The 19,843-nt window shown below is 57.4% G+C and carries 17 protein-coding genes and 1 pseudogene; 8 read left to right on the top strand and 10 right to left on the bottom strand.

Annotated elements, in window-relative coordinates; translation table 11 throughout:
• Nucleotides 1–152 precede the first annotated feature (152 nt).
• Entirely contained in the window at nt 153–1,868 is a 1,716-nt protein-coding gene (locus tag CUC55_RS02750; protein WP_103086909.1) for a GH32 C-terminal domain-containing protein, read from the top strand.
• A 66-nt stretch (nt 1,869–1,934) separates the two neighbouring features.
• Nucleotides 1,935–2,105 carry a hypothetical protein gene (locus CUC55_RS22825; protein ID WP_170063808.1) on the top strand — a complete coding sequence of 57 codons (171 nt, stop codon included), beginning with the start codon at nt 1,935–1,937 and terminating at the stop codon, nt 2,103–2,105.
• Between the two features lie 331 nt (nt 2,106–2,436).
• On the opposite strand, the gene CUC55_RS02760 is transcribed toward CUC55_RS22825, so the two are convergent.
• The 5 genes from CUC55_RS02760 to CUC55_RS02780 form a co-directional block, all read right to left on the bottom strand.
• A complete protein-coding gene (locus CUC55_RS02760; RefSeq protein ID WP_067651942.1) occupies nt 2,437–2,634 on the bottom strand; it encodes a heavy-metal-associated domain-containing protein in 198 nt (65 codons plus the stop codon).
• A 37-nt stretch (nt 2,635–2,671) separates the two neighbouring features.
• The gene (gene cueR / locus CUC55_RS02765) at nt 2,672–3,082 is read right to left on the bottom strand and encodes a Cu(I)-responsive transcriptional regulator (protein WP_103086911.1); all 411 of its coding nucleotides are present in this window, start codon (nt 3,080–3,082) and stop codon (nt 2,672–2,674) included.
• Nucleotides 3,082–5,583, bottom strand: a complete 2,502-nt coding sequence (locus CUC55_RS02770) for a heavy metal translocating P-type ATPase (RefSeq protein ID WP_170063809.1) — start codon at nt 5,581–5,583, stop codon at nt 3,082–3,084. Before CUC55_RS02770 ends, cueR begins: the two co-directional genes overlap by 1 nt.
• 131 nt (nt 5,584–5,714) lie before the next feature.
• Nucleotides 5,715–6,533 (bottom strand): class D beta-lactamase, encoded by an 819-nt coding sequence (gene blaOXA, locus CUC55_RS02775; RefSeq protein ID WP_103086912.1) that lies wholly within the window; start codon nt 6,531–6,533, stop codon nt 5,715–5,717.
• 117 nt (nt 6,534–6,650) lie between these two features.
• Nucleotides 6,651–7,127 carry a YcgN family cysteine cluster protein gene (locus tag CUC55_RS02780; RefSeq protein WP_067651930.1) on the bottom strand — a complete coding sequence of 159 codons (477 nt, stop codon included), beginning with the start codon at nt 7,125–7,127 and terminating at the stop codon, nt 6,651–6,653.
• Between the two features lie 185 nt (nt 7,128–7,312).
• Here CUC55_RS02780 and CUC55_RS02785 point away from each other — a divergent pair, with 185 nt between their 5' ends.
• Nucleotides 7,313–9,493 (top strand): transglycosylase domain-containing protein, encoded by a 2,181-nt coding sequence (locus CUC55_RS02785; protein ID WP_067651926.1) that lies wholly within the window; start codon nt 7,313–7,315, stop codon nt 9,491–9,493.
• 109 nt (nt 9,494–9,602) lie between these two features.
• On the opposite strand, the gene CUC55_RS23505 is transcribed toward CUC55_RS02785, so the two are convergent.
• Nucleotides 9,603–11,237 (bottom strand): DUF6892 domain-containing protein, encoded by a 1,635-nt coding sequence (locus CUC55_RS23505; RefSeq protein WP_103086913.1) that lies wholly within the window; start codon nt 11,235–11,237, stop codon nt 9,603–9,605.
• A 189-nt stretch (nt 11,238–11,426) separates the two neighbouring features.
• Here CUC55_RS23505 and CUC55_RS02795 point away from each other — a divergent pair, with 189 nt between their 5' ends.
• The 4 genes and pseudogenes from CUC55_RS02795 (at nt 11,427) to CUC55_RS02810 (ending at nt 14,629) form a co-directional block, all read left to right on the top strand.
• Entirely contained in the window at nt 11,427–11,858 is a 432-nt protein-coding gene (locus CUC55_RS02795) for a DUF2231 domain-containing protein (protein ID WP_103086914.1), read from the top strand.
• Nucleotides 11,858–13,270: pseudogene (locus tag CUC55_RS02800) on the top strand (PQQ-dependent sugar dehydrogenase); the annotation flags it as partial. The gene CUC55_RS02795 and the pseudogene CUC55_RS02800, both read left to right, overlap by 1 nt.
• A gap of 230 nt (nt 13,271–13,500) precedes the next feature.
• Complete coding sequence (locus tag CUC55_RS02805) at nt 13,501–14,088, top strand: DUF1214 domain-containing protein (RefSeq protein ID WP_067651917.1); 588 nt, start codon at nt 13,501–13,503, stop codon at nt 14,086–14,088.
• Complete coding sequence (locus CUC55_RS02810; protein ID WP_067651914.1) at nt 14,081–14,629, top strand: DUF1254 domain-containing protein; 549 nt, start codon at nt 14,081–14,083, stop codon at nt 14,627–14,629. The genes CUC55_RS02805 and CUC55_RS02810 overlap by 8 nt, the downstream gene beginning before the upstream one ends.
• A 21-nt stretch (nt 14,630–14,650) precedes the next feature.
• On the opposite strand, the gene CUC55_RS02815 is transcribed toward CUC55_RS02810, so the two are convergent.
• Nucleotides 14,651–14,857 (bottom strand): hypothetical protein, encoded by a 207-nt coding sequence (locus tag CUC55_RS02815; protein WP_067651911.1) that lies wholly within the window; start codon nt 14,855–14,857, stop codon nt 14,651–14,653.
• A gap of 774 nt (nt 14,858–15,631) precedes the next feature.
• Between CUC55_RS02815 and CUC55_RS02820 the strand changes: the two genes are divergently transcribed.
• Nucleotides 15,632–16,543, top strand: a complete 912-nt coding sequence (locus tag CUC55_RS02820) for a DUF2336 domain-containing protein (RefSeq protein ID WP_082760312.1) — start codon at nt 15,632–15,634, stop codon at nt 16,541–16,543.
• 36 nt (nt 16,544–16,579) lie between these two features.
• Here CUC55_RS02820 and CUC55_RS02825 read toward each other — a convergent pair whose 3' ends face one another.
• The 3 genes from CUC55_RS02825 to CUC55_RS02835 all read right to left on the bottom strand — a co-directional run bounded on the left by CUC55_RS02825 (nt 16,580) and on the right by CUC55_RS02835 (nt 19,537).
• Entirely contained in the window at nt 16,580–16,924 is a 345-nt protein-coding gene (locus CUC55_RS02825; protein WP_067651908.1) for a DUF1491 family protein, read from the bottom strand.
• Nucleotides 16,925–17,097: 173 nt separating this feature from the next.
• Nucleotides 17,098–18,042, bottom strand: coding sequence for a peptidoglycan-binding domain-containing protein (locus CUC55_RS02830; protein ID WP_067651905.1), 945 nt, complete (start codon nt 18,040–18,042; stop codon nt 17,098–17,100).
• Complete coding sequence (locus CUC55_RS02835) at nt 18,014–19,537, bottom strand: sensor histidine kinase (protein WP_103087013.1); 1,524 nt, start codon at nt 19,535–19,537, stop codon at nt 18,014–18,016. The genes CUC55_RS02830 and CUC55_RS02835 overlap by 29 nt, the downstream gene beginning before the upstream one ends.
• Nucleotides 19,538–19,843: the final 306 nt, after the last annotated feature.

Here is a 19,843-nt window from a genome sequence, read left to right on the forward strand (position 1 = left end):
ACATAAGCCTGTCCTCAAGCCTGTGCTTGAGCCTTTCTGCTTATGCCGACTGTCCGGTCGAAATGGGGTGCAGTTCACTCTGTCGGCGTTGAACTTTAACCTGCCACTTTCGTTGTTATCCTGTCACCGTACAGAGATGAAAGGATAGTGGAATGAACGATACCGCATCGCCCGTAGAGATCGNAAGCGCCATTCGCACCATACAAACCGATCTTCCGGTCAATGCCACGTTCCACGTCTGGCTCAAGGCNAAAAAAGACGACGAGCCGGGTTCGGTGTCCTTTTCGAACCACAACGGCAAATTCGGCGAAGTCTCCAGCACCAATCTGGATGAGTATAANTTTCGTATCTATCAGGTTTTCGGCGGCGGTCGCGTCGAGTTGAGCTATGATACGGTCACGACTGCCGTTTCGGTCATGTACTGGTTCATCGCCTCGGACGTCTTGGAAACCGGCATCACCGTGGTCCATACCAAGCCTGACAATGCCGCTCCCGACCTGCCGGAGAGCTACCANTTCCGCCCGCCCTTTGGCTGGATGAACGACCCCAACGGCTTTGGCCGTTTCGAGGGACGCCCGCATCTGTTTTATCAGCATTATTCCCACGGGTTGCGCTGGAACACCATGCATTGGGGCCATGCGGTCTCTTCGGATTATCTGCGCTGGCGGCATCTGCCGATTTTCCTCTTCCCGTCCGAAGACCTGACGACACGGCCGGACAAGCGCGGTGGTGCCTATTCCGGCTCCACCATTCCACTGGTGGAAGGTACGGGGATTCGTGTGTTCTTTACCGAGCAGGTGCAGGACCGGGTCCCGGAACAGCAGATTCAACTGACCGCAACTTCGTCGGATCTCATCATGGCAGGTCAAGCTGAGGTGATCCTCGGCAACCGCCCCGATGGACAGGGACTGACGACGGACTTCCGCGATCCTTATGTGGTGCGCGGCCCGGATGGCCTATGGAAGATGCTGTTGGGAAGCCAGAGCGATGGCGGCGGCGTCATTTTGCTCTACGAAACACAGGACCCGACGGCTGCATCCGGCTGGACATATGTTGGCAAGCTTTGGGTAGAAACGCGTTATAAGACCACGGCCATCGAATGCCCCTGCCTGCTGCCCCTTGATGGCCCCGCCAATGCGCGCTCCACGCGCTGGGTGCTGACCTATGGCCTCATGCATTCGGAAGATGCCGCGACGGGCCGCAAGAACCTGACGATGGCAGATGTCGGCTGGTTCGATGGCAAGACATTCGTCAAGGAATTCGGCCAGGAACTGGATTTCGGCACGGACAATTACGCCTTCCAGGCGTTTCTGGATGGAGACACCATCGTCGGCATCGGCTGGCTGGCCAACTGGGCGGATGCAACGCCGGAAATCGATTTNCCCACGGCAATGACGCTGCCCCGCCGCATGCATTTTTCCCACGGCGCGCTTTTGACGCCACCCATCGGGGCGGCGGAAAGCCTTCGTCACCGCATTCTGGACAGAACCCGCCTGGCGGCGGGAGAGCGGGTGGAGTTCTCCACCGGGGCTGTTGAACTGCTGTTCGAACTGACCAAACCTGGCCTTCCCTTCGAACTGGAACTGGACCACCCCAGCGCCAAACTCGGCGTCGTCTGCGATGACACCGGCCTGTGGATTCGTCACGAAGATGGCCGAGGCAGCCCGTCACCACGCTATATTTCAGAAGGCGCCCGCCCCTTCCGACTGCGAANTTTCCTCGATTACGGCTCCATCGAGGTCTTCGCAGACCATGGCCGTTACGTCGGAACCAAGCGCATAGAGAGCTTCGAGCCGGTGCGCGCCGCTCACCTGAAAAGCATTGATGGAGCGGTGGCACATGCCACCATCTGGGCGCTNAAACAGTAATCGCGCAGGAACATTCCTCCCGCTGGCCAGTTCTCTGGATAACAGAAATATCCAGAGGAGAGCTCCGTGCCCAAAACTCAGGAAACCGATCCCGTTCTATTTCCGTCTGAGGCAAACGAAAACAAAGTTCAAAAAAAGCGCGCCGGACGCGGCATCATCCTCGTGATCGCAGGTGTCGGCATCATGGCCTTCGTCATCTATCTGGCGATGGTCGTGGTGATGACGACCCAGTCATAAAGCCGACAAACGCCGACACGCTTCCACAAACCCGATAGGAAACCACCATGGACCCGCGCAAGCCCCTGACAGNAAACGAAGATGCACTCGATCAGGAACTCGTAGACCTGGACGTCAGCGACCTACCCGAAGAAGGCGAACTCCCGCAGCAGGTCGAGCAGGAACTGCGAGACGAAGAAGCCGAAACCGATGACGACCCCTATCAGGAAAGCGACGACGCCTTGCCCGATGACCTCGAAGAAAAAGTCATCGACCGCAACCCGTCCCGCGAAGGCGGAACGTTCGACGAGGTATGATCGTCAAAAAGGGTGATCCCAGATCACCTTTTTCTTTACCCCACCCGTTCCGGGCTATACCCCACCTCGCGCATCGCTTCCTCCGCGGTCGAAGCGTCGCCGGAAACACTTACATGGTGGGTGCTTAGATCGACGCTTACATCCGCGCCGGGAAGCACATCCGCCAGCGCGCCGCGAATGGTTTTCTCGCAGTGTGCGCAGGTCATGTCGGGTACTGCGAAGGTTGTGGTCATTTCGATTTCCTTCTTATTTTCAACAGGCTGAGGCGTTTCATTTTCCCGCAACCGACGCGTCGATACCTGCCAGATCGTCCAGAATGGGGCAGTCGGGCCGGTGGTCGCCGCCGCAGCAATGGGCGAGATGGGACAGCGTTTTCACCATGCNTTTCATGTCTGCGATCTTGCGTTCCAGATCGGCGATGTGAGCCAGCGCGATGTCCTTGACGGCTGCGCTTTCGCGGGTTTTGTCCTGCCAGAGTTTCAGCAGGGTTTCTGTCTCTTCCAGCGAAAAACCCAGCGTGCGGGACCGCTTGATGAAGCGCAGATTGTGCACGTCATCATCGCCATAGGTACGGTAGTTGTTGCCCGTCCGGGCCGGTGGCGTGATGAGGCCGATCTGCTCGTAATAACGGATCATCTTGGCCGATACGCCCGATGCCTGCGAGGCTTCCCCGATATTCATCAAGCCACCCTTATCGTTTTGAGTCTCAGCGCGTTGCCGAGAACGAAGACCGAGGACACTGCCATGGCCCCTGCCCCGATCATCGGAGACAGCATGATGCCGAAAGCNGGGTAGAGCGCGCCAGCCGCGACGGGAATGAGCGCCGCGTTGTACCCGAAAGCCCAGAACAGGTTCTGGCGTATGTTGCGCATTGTGGCGCGGCTCATTTCTATCGCATGGACCACGCCCATGAGATCACCACCCACCAGCACCACATCGGCACTTTCGATGGCAACATCGGTGCCAGTCCCTACAGCGATGCCGACATCGGCTTCCGCCAACGCTGGCGCATCGTTGATGCCATCCCCCACGAAGACCAGCCTTTTGCCGCCTTCACGCAGATCACGGATCGCCTGCACCTTGCCTTCCGGCAATACCTCTGCCACCACCGTTTCAATGCCCACCTGTAGCGCGATGGCCCTTGCTGTGCGGGCATTGTCGCCCGTTACCATTGCCACACCGATGCCCATGGCTTTCAGCGCTCTGATAGCTTCGATGCTCGACGGTTTCAGCGGGTCTGAAACGGCAATCACCGCCGCCAATTTGCCATCGATGGCGGCGTAAAGCGGCGTCTTGCCCTCATCGCCCAGCCGCTCGGCGGCTTGTGCGAACGGTGCGACGGAAAGACCGAGCTTTTCCATGAAGCGGTCTGCGCCGACGTCTATCCTGCGATCATCGACGGTGGCAGAGATGCCGTAGCCGGTGACGCTTTCGAAGTTGGTGATGGAATATTCAAGCCCTGTAGAGGGCGTCATGTGTTTAGCAGCGGCCGCCCGCACAATGGCCTCAGCAATCGGATGCTCCGACCTACTCTCAACCACTGCCACCAGCCTCAAAACTTCGCTTTCATCAAAACCCTCAGCCACGACCAGATCGGTCAGTTCCGGCCTACCCTTGGTGACCGTTCCAGTCTTGTCCATCACCACGATCTCCGCGGAACGCAGCGCCTGCAAAGCCTCACCCTTACGGAAGAGAACACCGAGCTCCGCAGCCCTGCCCGTGCCGACCATGATCGATGTCGGCGTGGCCAGTCCCATGGCGCAGGGGCAGGCTATGATAAGCACGGCGACTGCACTGATCAGCGCGTAGGTATAAGCGGGCTCAGGCCCGAATACCGACCAGACTGCAAAGGTCAGCAGGGCAATGGCGATAACGACAGGCACGAACAGGGCCGTAACCCGGTCCACCAGCAATTGAATGGGCAGCTTTGCGCCTTGGGCCTGCTCCACCAGAGCGATGATCTGCGCCAGCATGGTATCGGTCCCGACCTTGGTGGCGCGGAATTTCAGCGTGCCATTCTTGTTGATGGTGCCGCCCGTGACATGGCTGCCCGTCGTCTTTTCCACCGGCACCGGCTCGCCTGATATCATCGATTCATCGATATAGGATGCGCCCTCCACCATCTCGCCGTCTACGGGCAAGCGTTCCCCAGGGCGAATGATGACGATATCGCCCGTGGCAACCTCGTCAGCTGCGATATCCAGCACCTGCCCGCTCCGCTCCACCCGGGCCGTCTTGGCCTGAAGGCTTGCCAGCTTGCGAATGGCATCGCCTGNTTTGCCACTGGCGCGAGCCTCCAGCAACCGCCCGGTCAGGATGAGCGTGACGATGACGGCGGCGGCCTCATAATAGACATGCCGGGCATTGTCAAGCAGCAGACCGGGCGCAAAGGTCGTGACCAGCGAATAGAGATAGGCCGCACTTACCCCAAGCGCCACCAGCGAATTCATCTCCGGCGCACCCTGCGCCAATGCCGGAAAACCCGATTTCAGAAAGCGCCATCCCGGCCCAAAAATCACCACCGTCGCCAGTGCGAAATAGACGTAATAAAGCGTCTGCGTCTCGATGACGCTCATCAGCCAATGGTGCATCGGCTCGTAAACATGGCCGCCCATTTCCAATATGAAAAGCGGCGCGGTAAAGATGGCGGCGAGCATTACATCGCGTTTCAGCGTCGTTTCGGCACCGGCATGGTGCATGTGTTCATGGCTGTGTGCCGCGTGATCGTGGGCAGAGGATGTAGGGGCGTTCAACGTAAAACCGGCAAGCCTTGCCGTTTCCACCAGCACTTCACGCTGACGACCGCCACCGATGTTTTCGATGATCACGGCACCGCTTTCTGCGTTCACCTCAGCGCCAACAGTCGTCGCAACAGCCTCCAGCACGCCCTTCAGCCGTGCGGCATCATCTGCACCTCTAAGGCCATGCGCTGCCAGTTCGATGATCTGCGGCGTGACCTCATAACCGATCTTCTTCACCGCTGCGGCAAGCGTTTTCGCGGAAAAGCCTTCAGTTCGGTCAACCGTCAGCTTCTTCGTCGCAAAATTTACCGAACTCGTCACCACCCCCGGCACCTTGGCCGCGGCGGTCTCAACGCGACGCACGCAGGACGCGCAGGTCATGCCTTCCACGGACACCGAAATCGGCTCGGCTACGGGTATTGTCTTGACTGTCTCGTTCATGGGATTTCCCCTTTCGAGACTTTATGTAATGCTTCCCATGATGGGAAGGTCAAGGGAGACATATTATTTATCTGAGACTTGGGTCAGGTGAATGTTTTACTCGCCAGCTTTTGCCGTCACGCCACTCGCCTTTACCGATGCACCGAAAACTTCGGGATGTCCCTCAAAAACTCCTCGCGCACCACCTGCCCCATGGGCTTGTCCGATGGTTTGTCCGCCACGCGGAAGCGCACGAAAACGATGTGTTGACCTTCACGTTCTGCCCAGCCCACGAACCAGCCATAGGGGCGGTTGGGGTCTGCTTTGCCGTCATCGCCTTTGAGCGTACCGGTGCCTGTGATGCCGTGGGCGCTCCAGGCCTCGGCGCCGTCATAGACGGGAATGATGGCCTTGGTCTTGTTTTGCGCATCGCGGGAGAAGGGTAGATTGTTGGCCAGCAATCGGCGCATGAAGCCGATCTGCTCCACCGGGGAAATGGCAAGCGACGTGTCAACCCAGGCGTCCGTCAGACCATTATCCTTGCCAGCCTCGCCCGCCACATCCGCGTTACCNAAACCCAGACGCTTAACATAGGCGGCAAATTTTTCCTGGCCGAGACGGCTGGTGATTTCACGCGAATACCAACGGATGGATTCTTTCTGCCACGTTGTCGGGTCAACCTTCTTGCGCTCCTGCGGCTGTGCCTCCATGCCTTTTTGCCACTCCCAGACGGGATTGAACTCATCGAGCAGAATACCGGAATCATAACCAATCAGCGCCAGTGGCACCTTGAAGGTGGCGGACGGAGATACGCGCTTGTCGCAGGTGCCCTGCTGGGTGATGACGGCACCGGTTTCCACCGATGTCACGAAGGTGCATTCATAAGGCTGTGTTGCGGCATGAGCCCAAACGGGCGACAGGCCGAAAGCGGCTAGGCACAGAGCTTTAAGAACGGCGCAGCGGGGCAGCATGCATTTTCCTTGAATGTATCACCGCGATGACAGCGGGCAGCGGACGTCTGAGATGGATTATCCGTTTTAATAACGGGCAGATGGGGCAGGAATAGGACGACACCCACTCCGACGACCTCACCTCTGCTGCGCCTTCGGTTGCTCCCCCACCGTCAGCGGCCAGTCCACCACATAATTTTCAAAGTCATCCACATCGACCTGCTTTTCATTCACTGTCCGTCCGCGTGCGGAGATGCCTGCGATATGCACCGTCTCAGGGTCGCCCGAGATGAGATGATGCCACCAGTAGAGGTCTTCGCCATCACGCACCAGCGCATAGGCGCAGGTCGGTGGCAGCCAGCCGATTTCATTGACCAGCTTGAGGTTGAGCTGAATACAGTCAGGCACCGTATCGAACCGGTTGGGGTAATCCGAACACTGGCAGCTGTCGCCATCCAGCAACTGGCAGGCAACGGAGGTGAAGACCACGTCGCCGGTGTCCCAGTCTTCCAGCTTGTTGAGACAACACAGGCCGCAGCCATCGCACAGGCTTTCCCATTCGGTGTTACTCATTTGCGCCAGCGATTTCGTTTTCCAGAATGGCGCGTCACTCATCGTTAACATTTCCGTTCCANTTTGCATCATCGGGCGGCAACATGGCCCGGCCCGTTTTGTCGTGTCGCAATCTTCCAGATTATAAGATAATCCTTAAATCTGGCGGAGTAGTGTTGAGGGAATGACCCGCGCAAGGTTGCCGCGTCAAGCAGACGCTCGAAATATCGAACAGGAATTCGTTTTACGTGCAGGAAGATAAGAACAAGAAACAGGCGCGCCGTAAACGCCATATTCTGCTGCGCATCGATTCATGGATCGATTCCGGCCTTTGGACCTCTGCATCCCGCTTTTTCGACTTCTGGGAAGACGTCACCGTCGCGTCCCGCAAGCTGCACGTGCGCGGCTGGAAGAAATTTCTCATCAACATCGCCGATGACGCCCTGACGGTGGGGACCGCCGGTACGGTGCTGATGCTGGCGCTGGCACTTCCCGCCTTCGAGGAAACCAAGAAGGACTGGCGTTATCGCGGTGATTTCGCCGTCACGTTTCTGGATCGCTATGGCAACACCATCGGCCATCGTGGCATTATCCACGAAGATTCCGTGCCGATCGACCAGATGCCGGATCATTTCATCAAGGCCGTTCTGGCGACCGAAGACCGTCGTTTCTTCGACCATTTCGGCATCGATTTCATCGGCCTTGCCCGCGCCATGAGCGAAAACGCCCGCGCAGGCGGCGTCGTGCAGGGCGGCTCGACGCTGACGCAGCAATTGGCAAAGAACCTGTTTCTGACCAATGAACGTTCGCTGGAACGCAAGATCAAGGAAGCCTTTCTGGCGCTGTGGCTGGAAGCCAACATGTCCAAGAAGGAAATCCTCAGCCTTTACCTCGACCGCGCCTATATGGGCGGTGGCACCTTTGGTGCAGCGGCAGCGGCGCAGTTTTATTTCGGCAAGAACCTGACGGATGTGACGCTGGCGGAATCCGCCATTCTCGCCGGCCTGTTCAAGGCGCCCGCNAAATATGCACCGCACGTCAACCTTCCTGCCGCGCGCGCGCGCGCCAACACCGTGCTCTCAAACCTCGTGCAAGGCGGGTTGATGACGGAGGGTCAAGTCGTCGGCGCACGCCGCAACCCGGCCACCGTCATCGACCGCGAAGACGTGAAAGCGCCGGACTATTTCCTCGACTGGGCCTTTGACGAGGTGCAGAAGCTGGCCAAGGACGGCAAGATCAAGGACCACACGGTGGTCGTTCGCACTACCATCGACAGCGGCCTTCAACAGGCGGCTGAACAGGCCATGGAAGGCAGTCTTCGCGAGTTCGGCGAAGGCTACAAGGTGAAGCAGGGCGCGATGGTGATGATCGAAAATGGTGGCGGCATCCGCGCCATGGTCGGTGGTCGCGACTATGGTGAAAGCCAGTTCAACCGCGCAACCGCTGCCCTTCGCCAGCCCGGCTCTTCGTTCAAGGTCTACACCTACTCCGCCGCCATGGAGAAGGGTTACAAGCCGGAAACGCTGATTTCAGATGCGCCCGTAACATGGCGCGGCTGGTCGCCGCAAAACTATGGCCGCTCCTATGCGGGCAAGGTGACATTGCAGACCGCACTTGCCAAATCCTACAACACCGTGCCGGTGCGCCTTGCCAAGGATGTGCTGGGCACGCAGGTGATTGCCGATACGGCGAAGGCCATGGGCGTTGCCACACCGCTGCGCACCGACAAGACCATTCCGCTCGGCACCTCCGAAGTCACCGTGCTGGATCAGGCCACGGGCTACGCCGTGTTCCCGGCCGACGGCATGCAATCGCGCCGCCACGGTATCGCGCAGGTGCTGGATTACGAAGGCAAGGTTCTCTACGATTTCGACCGTGACGAACCGCCCGCCCAGCGCGTGCTGTCCGAAGAAGCCAATTCCAAGATGAACCGCATGCTGGTGACCATCCCCGTCGAGGGAACGGCGCGGCGCGGCGCACTGGATAACGGCATCGTCTCCGGTGGCAAGACCGGCACGTCGCAATCCTACCGCGACGCCTGGTATGTCGGCTTTACCGGCAACTACACAACTGCCGTCTGGTTCGGAAACGACGACTTCACCTCTATGAACAACATGACCGGCGGCGCGCTGCCCGCCATGACGTTCAAGCGGCTGATGGACTACGCCCACCAGGGCATGGAACTGCGCCCCATCCCCGGCATCCAGAACCCGCTGCCATCAGGCTCCCGCCCTCGTCCCGCCACAGGCGCCGAAGTAGCCTCCACAGACGCCAACGCCCTACCAGCCCTCACCCGCCCCCGGTCTCTATCCGCAGAGGCAACGCGGGTTATCCGTTCGATTGGCAAGAAGTTGAGGGACGCCTCCGCGCCTTCTTTGACGGTGCAGAAAGTGGCCGAGGTTGGTGGAGATGGCGGCGTAAAGCGGTAGTTTTACTGCCTTTCGCCAGCCTGCGCTCCCAGCCTACACTACTTCTCGACACTAACGTGTCAGCCGCGCATCGCGCCACGCAAATTCCACATTCTGTACCTCTGCCCTTTCAAGCGCTTTCTTCATCGAGAAGTTGGACGCCTCTGTCTTTCAATGCTTTCAGAAGCTTGGGGCCTGACTTGCTGTTTTCCAAACCGCTTAAGCGTTTCAAGTTTGGTAAAAGGGCGAGGTCATCAATTGCCTTGTTGGTAATTTTTATGACTTCATCGCCAGCACCAGGGTCCCAGAAGGGGAACAAGTTATCGAGAAAACGCGAACCACCATCGATGCCGCTTGATTGATGTAAGGTTTCGACTTGGTACAGAAGGTCGTCGGGAATCGCGAGGTTCTGGAAATATGTCTTTGCCTCCGGAATGATTTCATATCCATCCGACTCTATGTCGATTTCACGCTTTTCGTACTCNTTTGCAAACTCGTGAATGTCGAACACAGGCGTCAGTATTTTCCGCCGATACATCAACTCCTCTATGACGAGAAGCTTGAGGCCAAAGTCCCTGAACCTGTTGTCCGCGGCCTTTGGCATTGGAAATGTCTTTGGCTTANTTTTGTAGTCCAAGGCGTCGCGTAGCAACGCCACTANTTTTTCGCTGCTGCCCAAAGGCAGTTGCTGGCTTGAAACTTTAAGCGCCTTGCGTGTCACGGCTGAAACTGCGACCCGGCGTACGGCTTGTTTCCATCGCTGCTCATTCCAGCTTTCAAAATCGCTTTCTATCAGCGCTAACTCTTTACGGTANTTTTCCAGAAACTCGATATCGTGCTTTTTCACATCTTCCGCAGATGCCCAGCGTTCACTTTTGTANTTTTTCGATGCTATGCGCTGTTCAGCATTAGCAACCTGATCTCGCGCGCGCGCGATTTCGGTGGCTTGCGTGGTTGTTTGCACGGCAAGAGGCGTGAGGATAAGCTTCTCCACAAACGCAGCCACTGTTTCCGGCGGCCAGGACTTTGAGTCCCGAAGCGTCAGGACCAGAATATCTGCAGANTTTACGTAGAGAAAATCTGTTTTCCAAGCATGGTGACCCAGCATGTTCGAGGCAATGTGGGGTATTGGGCCCTCTCCCAAATTGCGTCGCTCCAATGCATAAAAACGTAGGAGATCACTCACGAGGACTGCTCCCTCAGAATTATTCATAAGCATCTCACCGAGAACCAAACTTTTCTGGGCTGGAAATGCTCGGAATAGCCTCAACACCATTGGATGAAGCTCTGCCTCGATCTCTGGCGTCTGCACATTGTGAGGCCGATGCCAGCAGTATAATTCCAACATCGCTGTCGGGATGTCACCTAAATTGCCGGTATCCATGTGGCTATGGACTGTGCTTACCAGTCGATCAGCCGATGTCAGCGCTACCTCTAGCAGCGCTTTGTGCTCCTGATGCCGTTCGATAAGCACCCGGAAAGNCCCTTCACGCGCTCTGCCTGGCATAGATGTTGATGGAGACGAAAACAGCATTATGAATTTGTAGGCGTGCGTCTCTTCAATATTTTCGTCGGCTTCATGTGTCAGCGCAATTCGCAGGCAGTGAAAATAAACATCATATAACGCTTTGATAAGCGAAGGATCATCATCCATAAGCGTATGAAATTTGGCTCGGATGTCAGACAACGCTTCATAATCATCAGCACTTGCCAACTTTATCTCTTGGNAAACGAGTCTGACTTTTTCAGGCATTTCCAGAATCATCGACGCCTCCTGATCACTTTTCTTCAACCACGGCGTGTTTTATAATTACGGCGATTTTGGTTCGCTATCGCTCNAAAGAGTAGACGGCCACACGGTCTGCAACCAATACTCGGTCCATCCGTTTGGTTATTGTATTAAATTTCCAAAAACCACACTTCCACCTTTCCATACCCCCGGCTGGAGCCATCCATGAGTGACGAGCCTCGCAGAGATGCCTCTGCCTATCCCTTTCAATCCCTCTTCGTCCCGTTTCCTTTCGTGTGCTTTTCACTGGCGCTGGGGACGGATATTGCGTTTTGGCAGACGGCGGAGGTGATGTGGCAGAATTTTTCGGCTTGGTTGCTGTTTGCCGGGCTGGTGTTTGGCGGTTTGGCGGTGCTGGCGGGGTTGATCGATCTGTTGCGGGTCCGCACGCGGCCGATGCGGCCTTCGTTTTTCGCGATCATTCTGNTTCTGGTGATGCTGGTTCTGGCGTTTACCAACAGTCTTGTCCACGCAGGTGATGGATGGACGGCGGTTGTGCCTTATGGGCTGCTGCTATCGCTCGTTACCTTTGTTGTTTCGCTGATGACGGTTGCTGCTTCTACCCGCAAATATGCAAGACTGGCTTGGAGAGTATGATGGTCGCGACACGCTTTTTCCGTACTGCCGTTCTTCTGGGCAGCGTTGCCATTATCCTGCCCGCATGCAGCGATCAGAACGATAATTTCGACCTTTCGCAGCAGATCGGCGCAGACCCCGTATTGCCGGAACCATCAACCAGCTTTCTGCCCGATCTGAAGGTGGCGGAGGTGGTTGGCTGGAAGGATGGCGAGATGCCGACCGTGCCGGAAGGATTGAAAATTACCGCCTATCAGAAGGATCTGGTCAATCCGAGAACCGTGCATACGCTGCCGAACGGTGACGTGCTGGTGGTGCAGTCGCGCGGCCCGAAGGGACAGGCGCCGACACGGCCCAAGGATATCATTCGCGGCTGGATCATGGCCATCTCCCACGGTGAAACCGGCGAGGTCAAGGAAAGCAACATCATCACGCTTCTGCGCGATACCAACCGCGATGGAACGGTCGATGAACGACATGATCTGCTGACAAAACTGGATTCGCCCTTCGGCCTCGCCTTTGCCGACAACACGCTCTATGTGGCAACATCGAACCAAATCCTCGCATACCCCTACCAACTCGGACAGAACGAGATTACGGCGCCGCCACGGGTTTTGACCCAGCTTCCCGGCGGGCCGATCAACCACCACTGGACCAAGGATCTGGCGCTGAGCCCGGATGGCAAGTTCCTGTATGCATCGGTTGGCTCCAATTCCAATATCGTCGAAAACGGGTTGGAAGCGGAAAAGAACCGCGCCGCGANTTTGCAGGTGGACCGGCAGACAGGGGCATTCAAGCTGTTCGCATCCGGCCTTAGAAACCCCAACGGTCTGGCCTTCAATCCTGAGAGCAAGGAGCTTTGGGCCGTCATCAACGAGCGTGATGAGCTTGGGCCGAACCTCGTTCCCGACTATATGACATCCGTCAAGGAAGATGGCTTTTATGGCTGGCCTTGGAGTTATTATGGCAACCATGTCGATGCCCGTGTGCACCCGCCGCGCCCTGATATGGTGGCCAAGGCGACCAAGCCGGATTATGCGCTGTCCAGCCATGTCGCAGCGCTCGGCCTGACATTTACGTTGAACTCCGCCATGCCAACCGCCTATGCCAACGGCGCTTTCATCGGCGAACACGGAAGCTGGAACCGCAATGCCTTCAATGGATACCGCGTGACCTACGTGCCGTTCGAAAACGGCAAACCATCCGGCAAGACGCAGGATGTGGTGACCGGGTTCATTCAGGGCGACAAAGCGAGAGGCCGTCCCGTGGGAGTCGGCATCGATGGTACCGGGGCTTTGCTGGTGGCTGATGATGCCGGGAATACGGTCTGGCGTGTGGCCGCAGCGGATGGCAAGATGACACCAGCACCTGTTGCGACTGACGATGTGTCTGGCGTAGCGGCGGCAGTACCGGCCGCGCCATCCGCACCGGCCACAACGCAACCTGTTCAATGACGGGTGGTAGTGGGGGCTCGCCCCCAAGCCGCCTTGGGGTCATCAAGCCGACACCGTCCAAGCGTGTTTGCGATGTGTGAACGCTAATTCAGCACATCGTCAGCAAAGGTCGTGGAGATTTATGCAAAGCCCGCCTCGGCGTCGTTCTGCCCATTTCCCCGAAACGGAATCAATGCTAACGCTCACCTGTTCCAAAACGGGNAAACAGCGTGTTCCGAGTTCCATTCCTTGTTGCCATTTCGCTCATCATCGCCTTTGGCGGCGGAATATTATCCACGCTTGCGGCTCTGGAGGCGACCGATGGTTTTGGTTCGATCAAGATCGGTGCGTGGGATGCTTTTCCCGAAGCGCAGACGACCGAGGCGGACCCTTATGCNAAATCGCACCGGGCAGATGCCGGTAAGCTGCTGTACGGAACAGCCGAAGGCCTGAGTTTTACCGCCGCGAACGACAGCAGCGGGCAGCGTCTGACGGGTGAGTGCCGATACAGGCTGACCGGCTCGGTACCCCCTTCCCGCTTCTGGACGCTCTATGCTGCTGACCAGCAGGGAAATCTGCTGGATGATGGGTCTGGTCGCCCCATGGCGCTGAATTCCCGCACGCTTCTGCACGGCCCCGATGGCGGCATGGACATCAGCGTTGCAGCGGTAGCGCAGACCTATAATTGGCTTGCCGTGCCAGCAGGGGCCAATTTCAAACTGGTGCTGACACTGTTGGATACGCCGGTTGCCGGCAGCACGGGCCTGATCGACATCAAGATGCCGGACATCCAGAAGACAGGGTGCGGAAATGCTTAAGCTCGTCTTTGCAGTCTTCGTCGGTTTGGTCGGTGCCGCTGTTCTGCATCTGATCATTCTGCTGTCGACGCCGCATTTTTCCAACCGCGACGCCTATACGCGTTCCCTGGCGCAAGGCGCGCCGAACCTCTTTCATCTGCTGAACGAGAACCGTGAAAAGACTAGCCTGAGCAGCGGTGATCCCTTCATGCGGGTTGCCGTCTGCACGTTTGATGTGGCTGAGAAACCGACGCGGCTGGCGGCTTTCGGCGTGGTGCCGTTCTGGTCGGTGTCGGTTTTCGACAGCGCGTCCAACGAAATCTTCAGCATGAATGATCGCACGTCTGCGGGCGGCGAAATGGATATTCTGGTTGCCAATCAGGTGCAGCTCGCCGCACTTCGCAAGGCGCAACCGGAAGGTCTTTCCAAGTCCATTCTGGTGGAGGCAGGGCAGAGCAAGGGTTATGCCGTGTTGCGAACCATGGTGCCGCAGCCAAGCTTCTCGGAGGAAGCGACACGGTTTCTCAGCGAAGCAAAATGCGAGCAGACGCAGTGGCCTTAGGCGGCATCGTTTTCGATCGGATCAGGAACCGACGGCAGCGTCCGCGGTAGCAATGACCTTGCGCTTGCGTGGCTTCTTCTGCGCTTCAATCTGTATGTCGACCGCGGCCCGCTCGTAGCGAACGCCGGTAAAAAACAGAAGCTGCGCAGGGCCGCCTGTCGGTCTTGGCGTGTCTGCTGGTTTGCCGAGGCGGCGGGACGCCGCATAAAACGAAATCACTTCCGTCATAGTCTTCTCCTCTCAGGGGGCATGACGCTTAGTTGTTGAATCAATCGCGCGAATGCGTTGAAAGCGCGCGGGAATGCCATTCACCACAACATTGTGCAGTTCCAGTCCACAGACTGGCATGGGAGGCAAGAAGCCGTTGCAAGCATATTACTTGCTGCAGTATTCGCTACATTTCAATTCTGNAAACTAGTACCGAATCTGCAGACTGCCTATCGCATTACAAACATGTATTGGTTAATCATTCGTTAATACTAATATTCTTCCATCGACACATATGCCATTAAAATTGTCTCTACGAAATCAGTGTTTCGTAAAGCCCAGGCTCACACTTGTGTGAACTGTTTAATGACCGTTTCGGCAAAGCCGTTGTATTTAATAACCAATTCCAGACATCCAGAAAATCGAGGGTTAAACTTTCGACCCTTAGATGTTTGACGGTTGTCGTTTTCGTAATGTCTAAGGGCAATCAGCCGCCATGATAGCGGTCAGGGGCTCGTCTTTCCATGTCATCGGCAAGGCGGGCGAGTCCCCGCTAGCGCTTCAGGCGCGTGAACCACTGTCAGGTTCACCTTCGCCCCCAAATCCAAGTCTTAAAATTTGCTGTGCATAGAGGCNAAAAACCGCTTTGCGTCCGCGCTGGTTAACAGGGCGTCAACACGTTTGTTATAACTTGAACGGATCGTTTTGTTTTGCGTCACATTGGGTATTGCGTTGACCGACCGGTTTCGAGAGCTAGAAAGGCCAAGCGCCGACAGAAAGAAGGACGTGGTGCTCATGGCCACCGTATCGAGTTTTGAGGGGCTATCTCATCCGTCCAAATCTGAGCTTCGCCAGTTTGCAGAACTGTTCATGCCGCTGTTTTCGGCATGTACGGCAGAAGCGAAACGGGAAGCCGTGGCAGCCCTGTCGCAAAATCCCAACATCCCCTCGGCGGTCGCCTTTTTCATCGCAAGCCAGCCAATCGGCCTCGCTGCACCGTTCCTCGTCTCCTCCAAATGCCTGGATGACGATACGTTGATTGCTGTTGCACGCACCCAGGGCGGTGCGCATGCGCGGGCTATCGTTCGTCGTGAAGACCTTTCACCAACCGTCATCGATGCCTTGGTGGGTCTGCGGCATTCACACCAGACGCCCAAACACTCGACTGACGAGCGGCAGGCCAATGCCGCCAACGTGTCACGCACCATGGAGCGGACGATTGCAGAACGCGAGGAAGACCTGCGTCGCCAGCTCCGCACCATGGCACGTCAGCTCCAACGTCCTGTCAGCGACAATCTGGGTGCGCGCCGCCTTACGGATGTGCAGGAAGCCCTACTGGTGCGCTTTGCGCGTGAACGCAATGCGCGGCAGTTCTCCATGGCGCTTTCGGATTCCCTTTCGGCAAGCCACTGGCTGTCGGAACGGGTGATGCTGGATATTTCCGGCCAGCAACTGGCCACCACCATGATCGGCCTCGGCATGGACTTCGCCGATGCCGCTTTCGTGCTGGAATGTTTCTATCCGCACCTCAAGGTGCGCGATGGCGACATGACACGCGCCGAAACCATGCTCGACACGCTGAACCCCGGCCAGTGCGAGGACCGCATCGAAAGCTGGCGCCGTGCCGACCGCTATACGGTTGATCCGGCTCGTGAGGGTTCGGTTGTCCGGGAAGACGAACGGGAGCAGATGGTGGTGAGGCGATAGGCGGAGCGTCTGAACGGGCCTATCCGGCGCGTGCTCTTAATCAGAGACGACAGTAAACAGCCCTTCCACCGTCTCGGTCTCCAGCTCCACCACCCATAGATCGCTATCGAACCGGCTCTCTTTATCCAGAAGCGCCTCCGCCTCCCCCGCATCTGCCTGTCTTAGACGCAGCTCGAAACGGCGTTCCGCCCTCACCTCTTCGTCATCGGAAAAGCTTTGCGGTGCCGGGCCATAAAGGTTTTCCAGGCCGTTGCGCAAGCGTTGACGGATGAAAATTGCGCCAGCGGCGTCCGCGCCCTTGCGCTCGATGGCAGCGAAATCGCCTGCGGAGAACACGCGACGAACGAGGGCTGAAACGAAAATCTCGGATTTAAGACGCATATTAGAGCCTTTCCAGGCCAGATTAAAACGTGATGGCGGGCATATTTCCGTCAGGCTCAACGGCGATTGTCTCGATCGTACCTTGGAGTACGCTCTTCGCCAATCACCGTTGCCCTGACGAAAACCTGCTCCACCCTAACGCTTCAATCTAACCTGGAAAGGCTCTGTGGATATCACAAAGCGCCGATGGATTTCAGCTTTTTCAGCACCGCTTCATTGGGTTCGCCGGTTTCCGGCAGGCGGTAGTGCTTCTCGAAGTTGCGGATGGCGGTGCGCGTCTGTTCGCCCGGCACACCATCCACCTTCACCGAGGCATAGGCGATGTTGACGAGACCCTGCTGAATTTTTGCTACAAGGTCCTTTTCGGCAGGCTTGGCCGATGGTCCTGATGTCAGCGACACCGGCTGCGCCTTGGGCGGATTGGTCTCTGCATTGCGAATGGCAGCCGCCACGGGATCGATCGCCACGCCACCGGAATTGGCCGCAGCAGGACGGTCTTTCGGCAGAGCCTTGGGAATTGCGGCAACCGTGGTAGCGCTGTCTATTTTCAGCGCAGAGAGAATGCGGCTCGTGGGCTCGCCGGTCTGTTCCATGCCAACCGTTTCTTCAAAGAACAGCACGGCAGCCGTGGTGCGGGGTCCGGGCATGCCATCTGCCACGCCTTCGTAAAGGCCACGGCGGGCAAGCTCCCGCTGGATCTCGGCAACCAGTTCCGAAGGTTGGTGCACGGCTGGATCAGAGGGAGCAACACTCGCGGCAGGCTGCATAGCAGGCTGGGCCGGAGCCGGGGCGTTCACTGGCGTATCGGTCTGGCGCTCTATGCGGAAGGTGGTGACGTTGCCGTGTTCTCCCAGCCCCGAGGCCAGGCGATATCCGGGAATGCCGTTGGGATTTTCCTCATCCCGGGTGCGCAGGAATGGCGACGGGTGATGGCCTGGCTGATACCACAACGCATTGGCGGCAACGAAGCCGAACACGACCATGAAGGCGGTGCAGCCGCCGACGAGTTTTGGATGACGCAGAAGCTGGTTTCCCATGGCGAGAGCGGCCACGGAAAAGAACCCCGGCTCCTTGCGAACCGATGTTTTCCTAGGCGATTTTCGCTTTGGCGCGGCCATCCGCAACATCCCCCTTCGTCGTTTCGANCACAGGTGTCTGTGGCTTGAGACGCGGTGGAAACTCCACCGGCTCTCTCGTATCTTCCCGATCCATGCCTGTCTGGCCGGAGCCATCTGCCGGCATCAGGATCGTAACCATCGTGCCTTCGCCGGGGCGGCTGGTAATAGTGACAGTGCCACCGTGCAACTCTACCAGTCCCTTGACCAGAGCAAGGCCGAGGCCCGTGCCCTCGTAGCGGCGGGTATATTCGTTCTGGACCTGCATGAAAGGCTGGCCAAGAAGCGCGATCTTGTCTGCGGCGATACCAATGCCGGTATCGCTGACGGTCAGCTTCAGCATGCCGCCTTCCAGCGCTGCATCCATGGAGACCACACCACCCGATTCGGTAAACTTGATGGCATTGCCGGCAAGATTGATGAGAATCTGCTGAATGGCGCGTTGATCTGCGACGACTTCGCCCATGTCACGCTGGATGCGGCTGGTCAGGGTCAGACCCTTCTGCTTGGCCTGAAGGCCCAGCATGCCTTCGCAGGTGTTGATGGCATCGGAAATGCGGAACGGCTCCATCATCAACTCGTAATGGCCCGCTTCCAGCTTGCTCATATCCAGCATGGTGTTGACCACCGACAGAAGATGCGCGCCGGACTGGCGTATCAACGAGACATATTCGCGCTGGCGGTCGTTTTCTAGCTTGCCGAAATACTCACCCGCCAGAATATCCGAAAAACCGAGAACGGCATTCAGCGGCGTGCGCAATTCATGGCTGACGGCAGCAAGGAAGCGCGACTTGGCATCATTTGCCGACTCGGCTTCCGCTACCTTGCGGGCAACTTCCTTGCGCAGGATTTCCNTTTCGGTGATATCGCGCAGTTGCCCGACGACGGCAACCAACCTGCCGAAGCGATCGCGCTCGGCGGTGATGTCCATACGGCCATGAATGAACTGGGTCTGGCGGGCCGCAGTGCCGTTTTCAAAGCGCAGATCGGCAATGGCATTGTCCTCGCCCTGCCGCAGCGCATCAAAGGCCTGCATAAGCCCAATACGATCCGAGACATGCACCAGTTCCGCAAAGAAATGGCCAGTGCAATTCTGAAAACGCGCCGGGAATTGCTTGAGATCGCGACCGGACACACTTTTGACGACGCCGTGCTCATCAAACACCACCAGCAGGCCGGGTACCTGCGTTGCCAGCACCATATTCTGTGTGATCGCGGGAGCGGCGACCTCCGACTTTACCGGTTTGCGCAGGGCCAGGAGCGATACGGCGGCGGCAAGAAACACGGCAAAAACGGTCGCAACGCCCAGAGGCAGCGCGACGGAGACAGGAACGATGAGGCNAAAAACTGCTGGGACGACAAAAAATGCAGCGAGGCCGAATGCCACGAGACGACGCAAGGCCTGAACCGTTGCGGTTCGCGCGCTTTCGTCTTCTTCCATGCGCGACAGCCACATGCTCGTGGCATGATCGATCAACGCAACCGCTTTTTCCGTTATATTACGCAATACTTGAACACCGAATCCATATGGGCCGGACAGCCCTTAACCATGCCTGACAATAGGAGCCACCGGCTTAAGGAAAGGCTAAAAGCGATGACGCCAAAGGCCGTTAAAACCCTTCAGAGTCTCATTTCGAAGCATTTGGGCCAGACTTTGCATTTCATGGTTAATGACGGGTAAGCAAAGGATTTTGTTATATTTTTCTGTTTGCGTTAATCTTTGTGGCAGTCTGCACCGGCGCTATCCCCTGCATTTGTTGGGGACCGCCGCAATTATGCTTAACATCAACAGTTAAAACTCTAA

The organism is Agrobacterium bohemicum (assembly GCF_002896715.1).
GTDB lineage: Bacteria > Pseudomonadota > Alphaproteobacteria > Rhizobiales > Rhizobiaceae > Agrobacterium > Agrobacterium bohemicum.

Bases quoted from the DNA above. Each gene is read 5' to 3' on its own strand.
- CUC55_RS02815 (WP_067651911.1), bottom strand. From the start codon at position 14,857: ATGACGGAAGTGATTTCGTTTTATGCGGCGTCCCGCCGCCTCGGCAAA.
- CUC55_RS02830 (WP_067651905.1), bottom strand. From the start codon at position 18,042: ATGGCCGCGCCAAAGCGAAAATCGCCTAGGAAAACATCGGTTCGCAAG.
- CUC55_RS02760 (WP_067651942.1), bottom strand. From the start codon at position 2,634: ATGACCACAACCTTCGCAGTACCCGACATGACCTGCGCACACTGCGAG.
- CUC55_RS02810 (WP_067651914.1), top strand. From the start codon at position 14,081: ATGCTTAAGCTCGTCTTTGCAGTCTTCGTCGGTTTGGTCGGTGCCGCT.
- CUC55_RS02780 (WP_067651930.1), bottom strand. From the start codon at position 7,127: ATGAGTGACGCGCCATTCTGGAAAACGAAATCGCTGGCGCAAATGAGT.
- CUC55_RS02825 (WP_067651908.1), bottom strand. From the start codon at position 16,924: ATGCGTCTTAAATCCGAGATTTTCGTTTCAGCCCTCGTTCGTCGCGTG.
- CUC55_RS02820 (WP_082760312.1), top strand. From the start codon at position 15,632: ATGGCCACCGTATCGAGTTTTGAGGGGCTATCTCATCCGTCCAAATCT.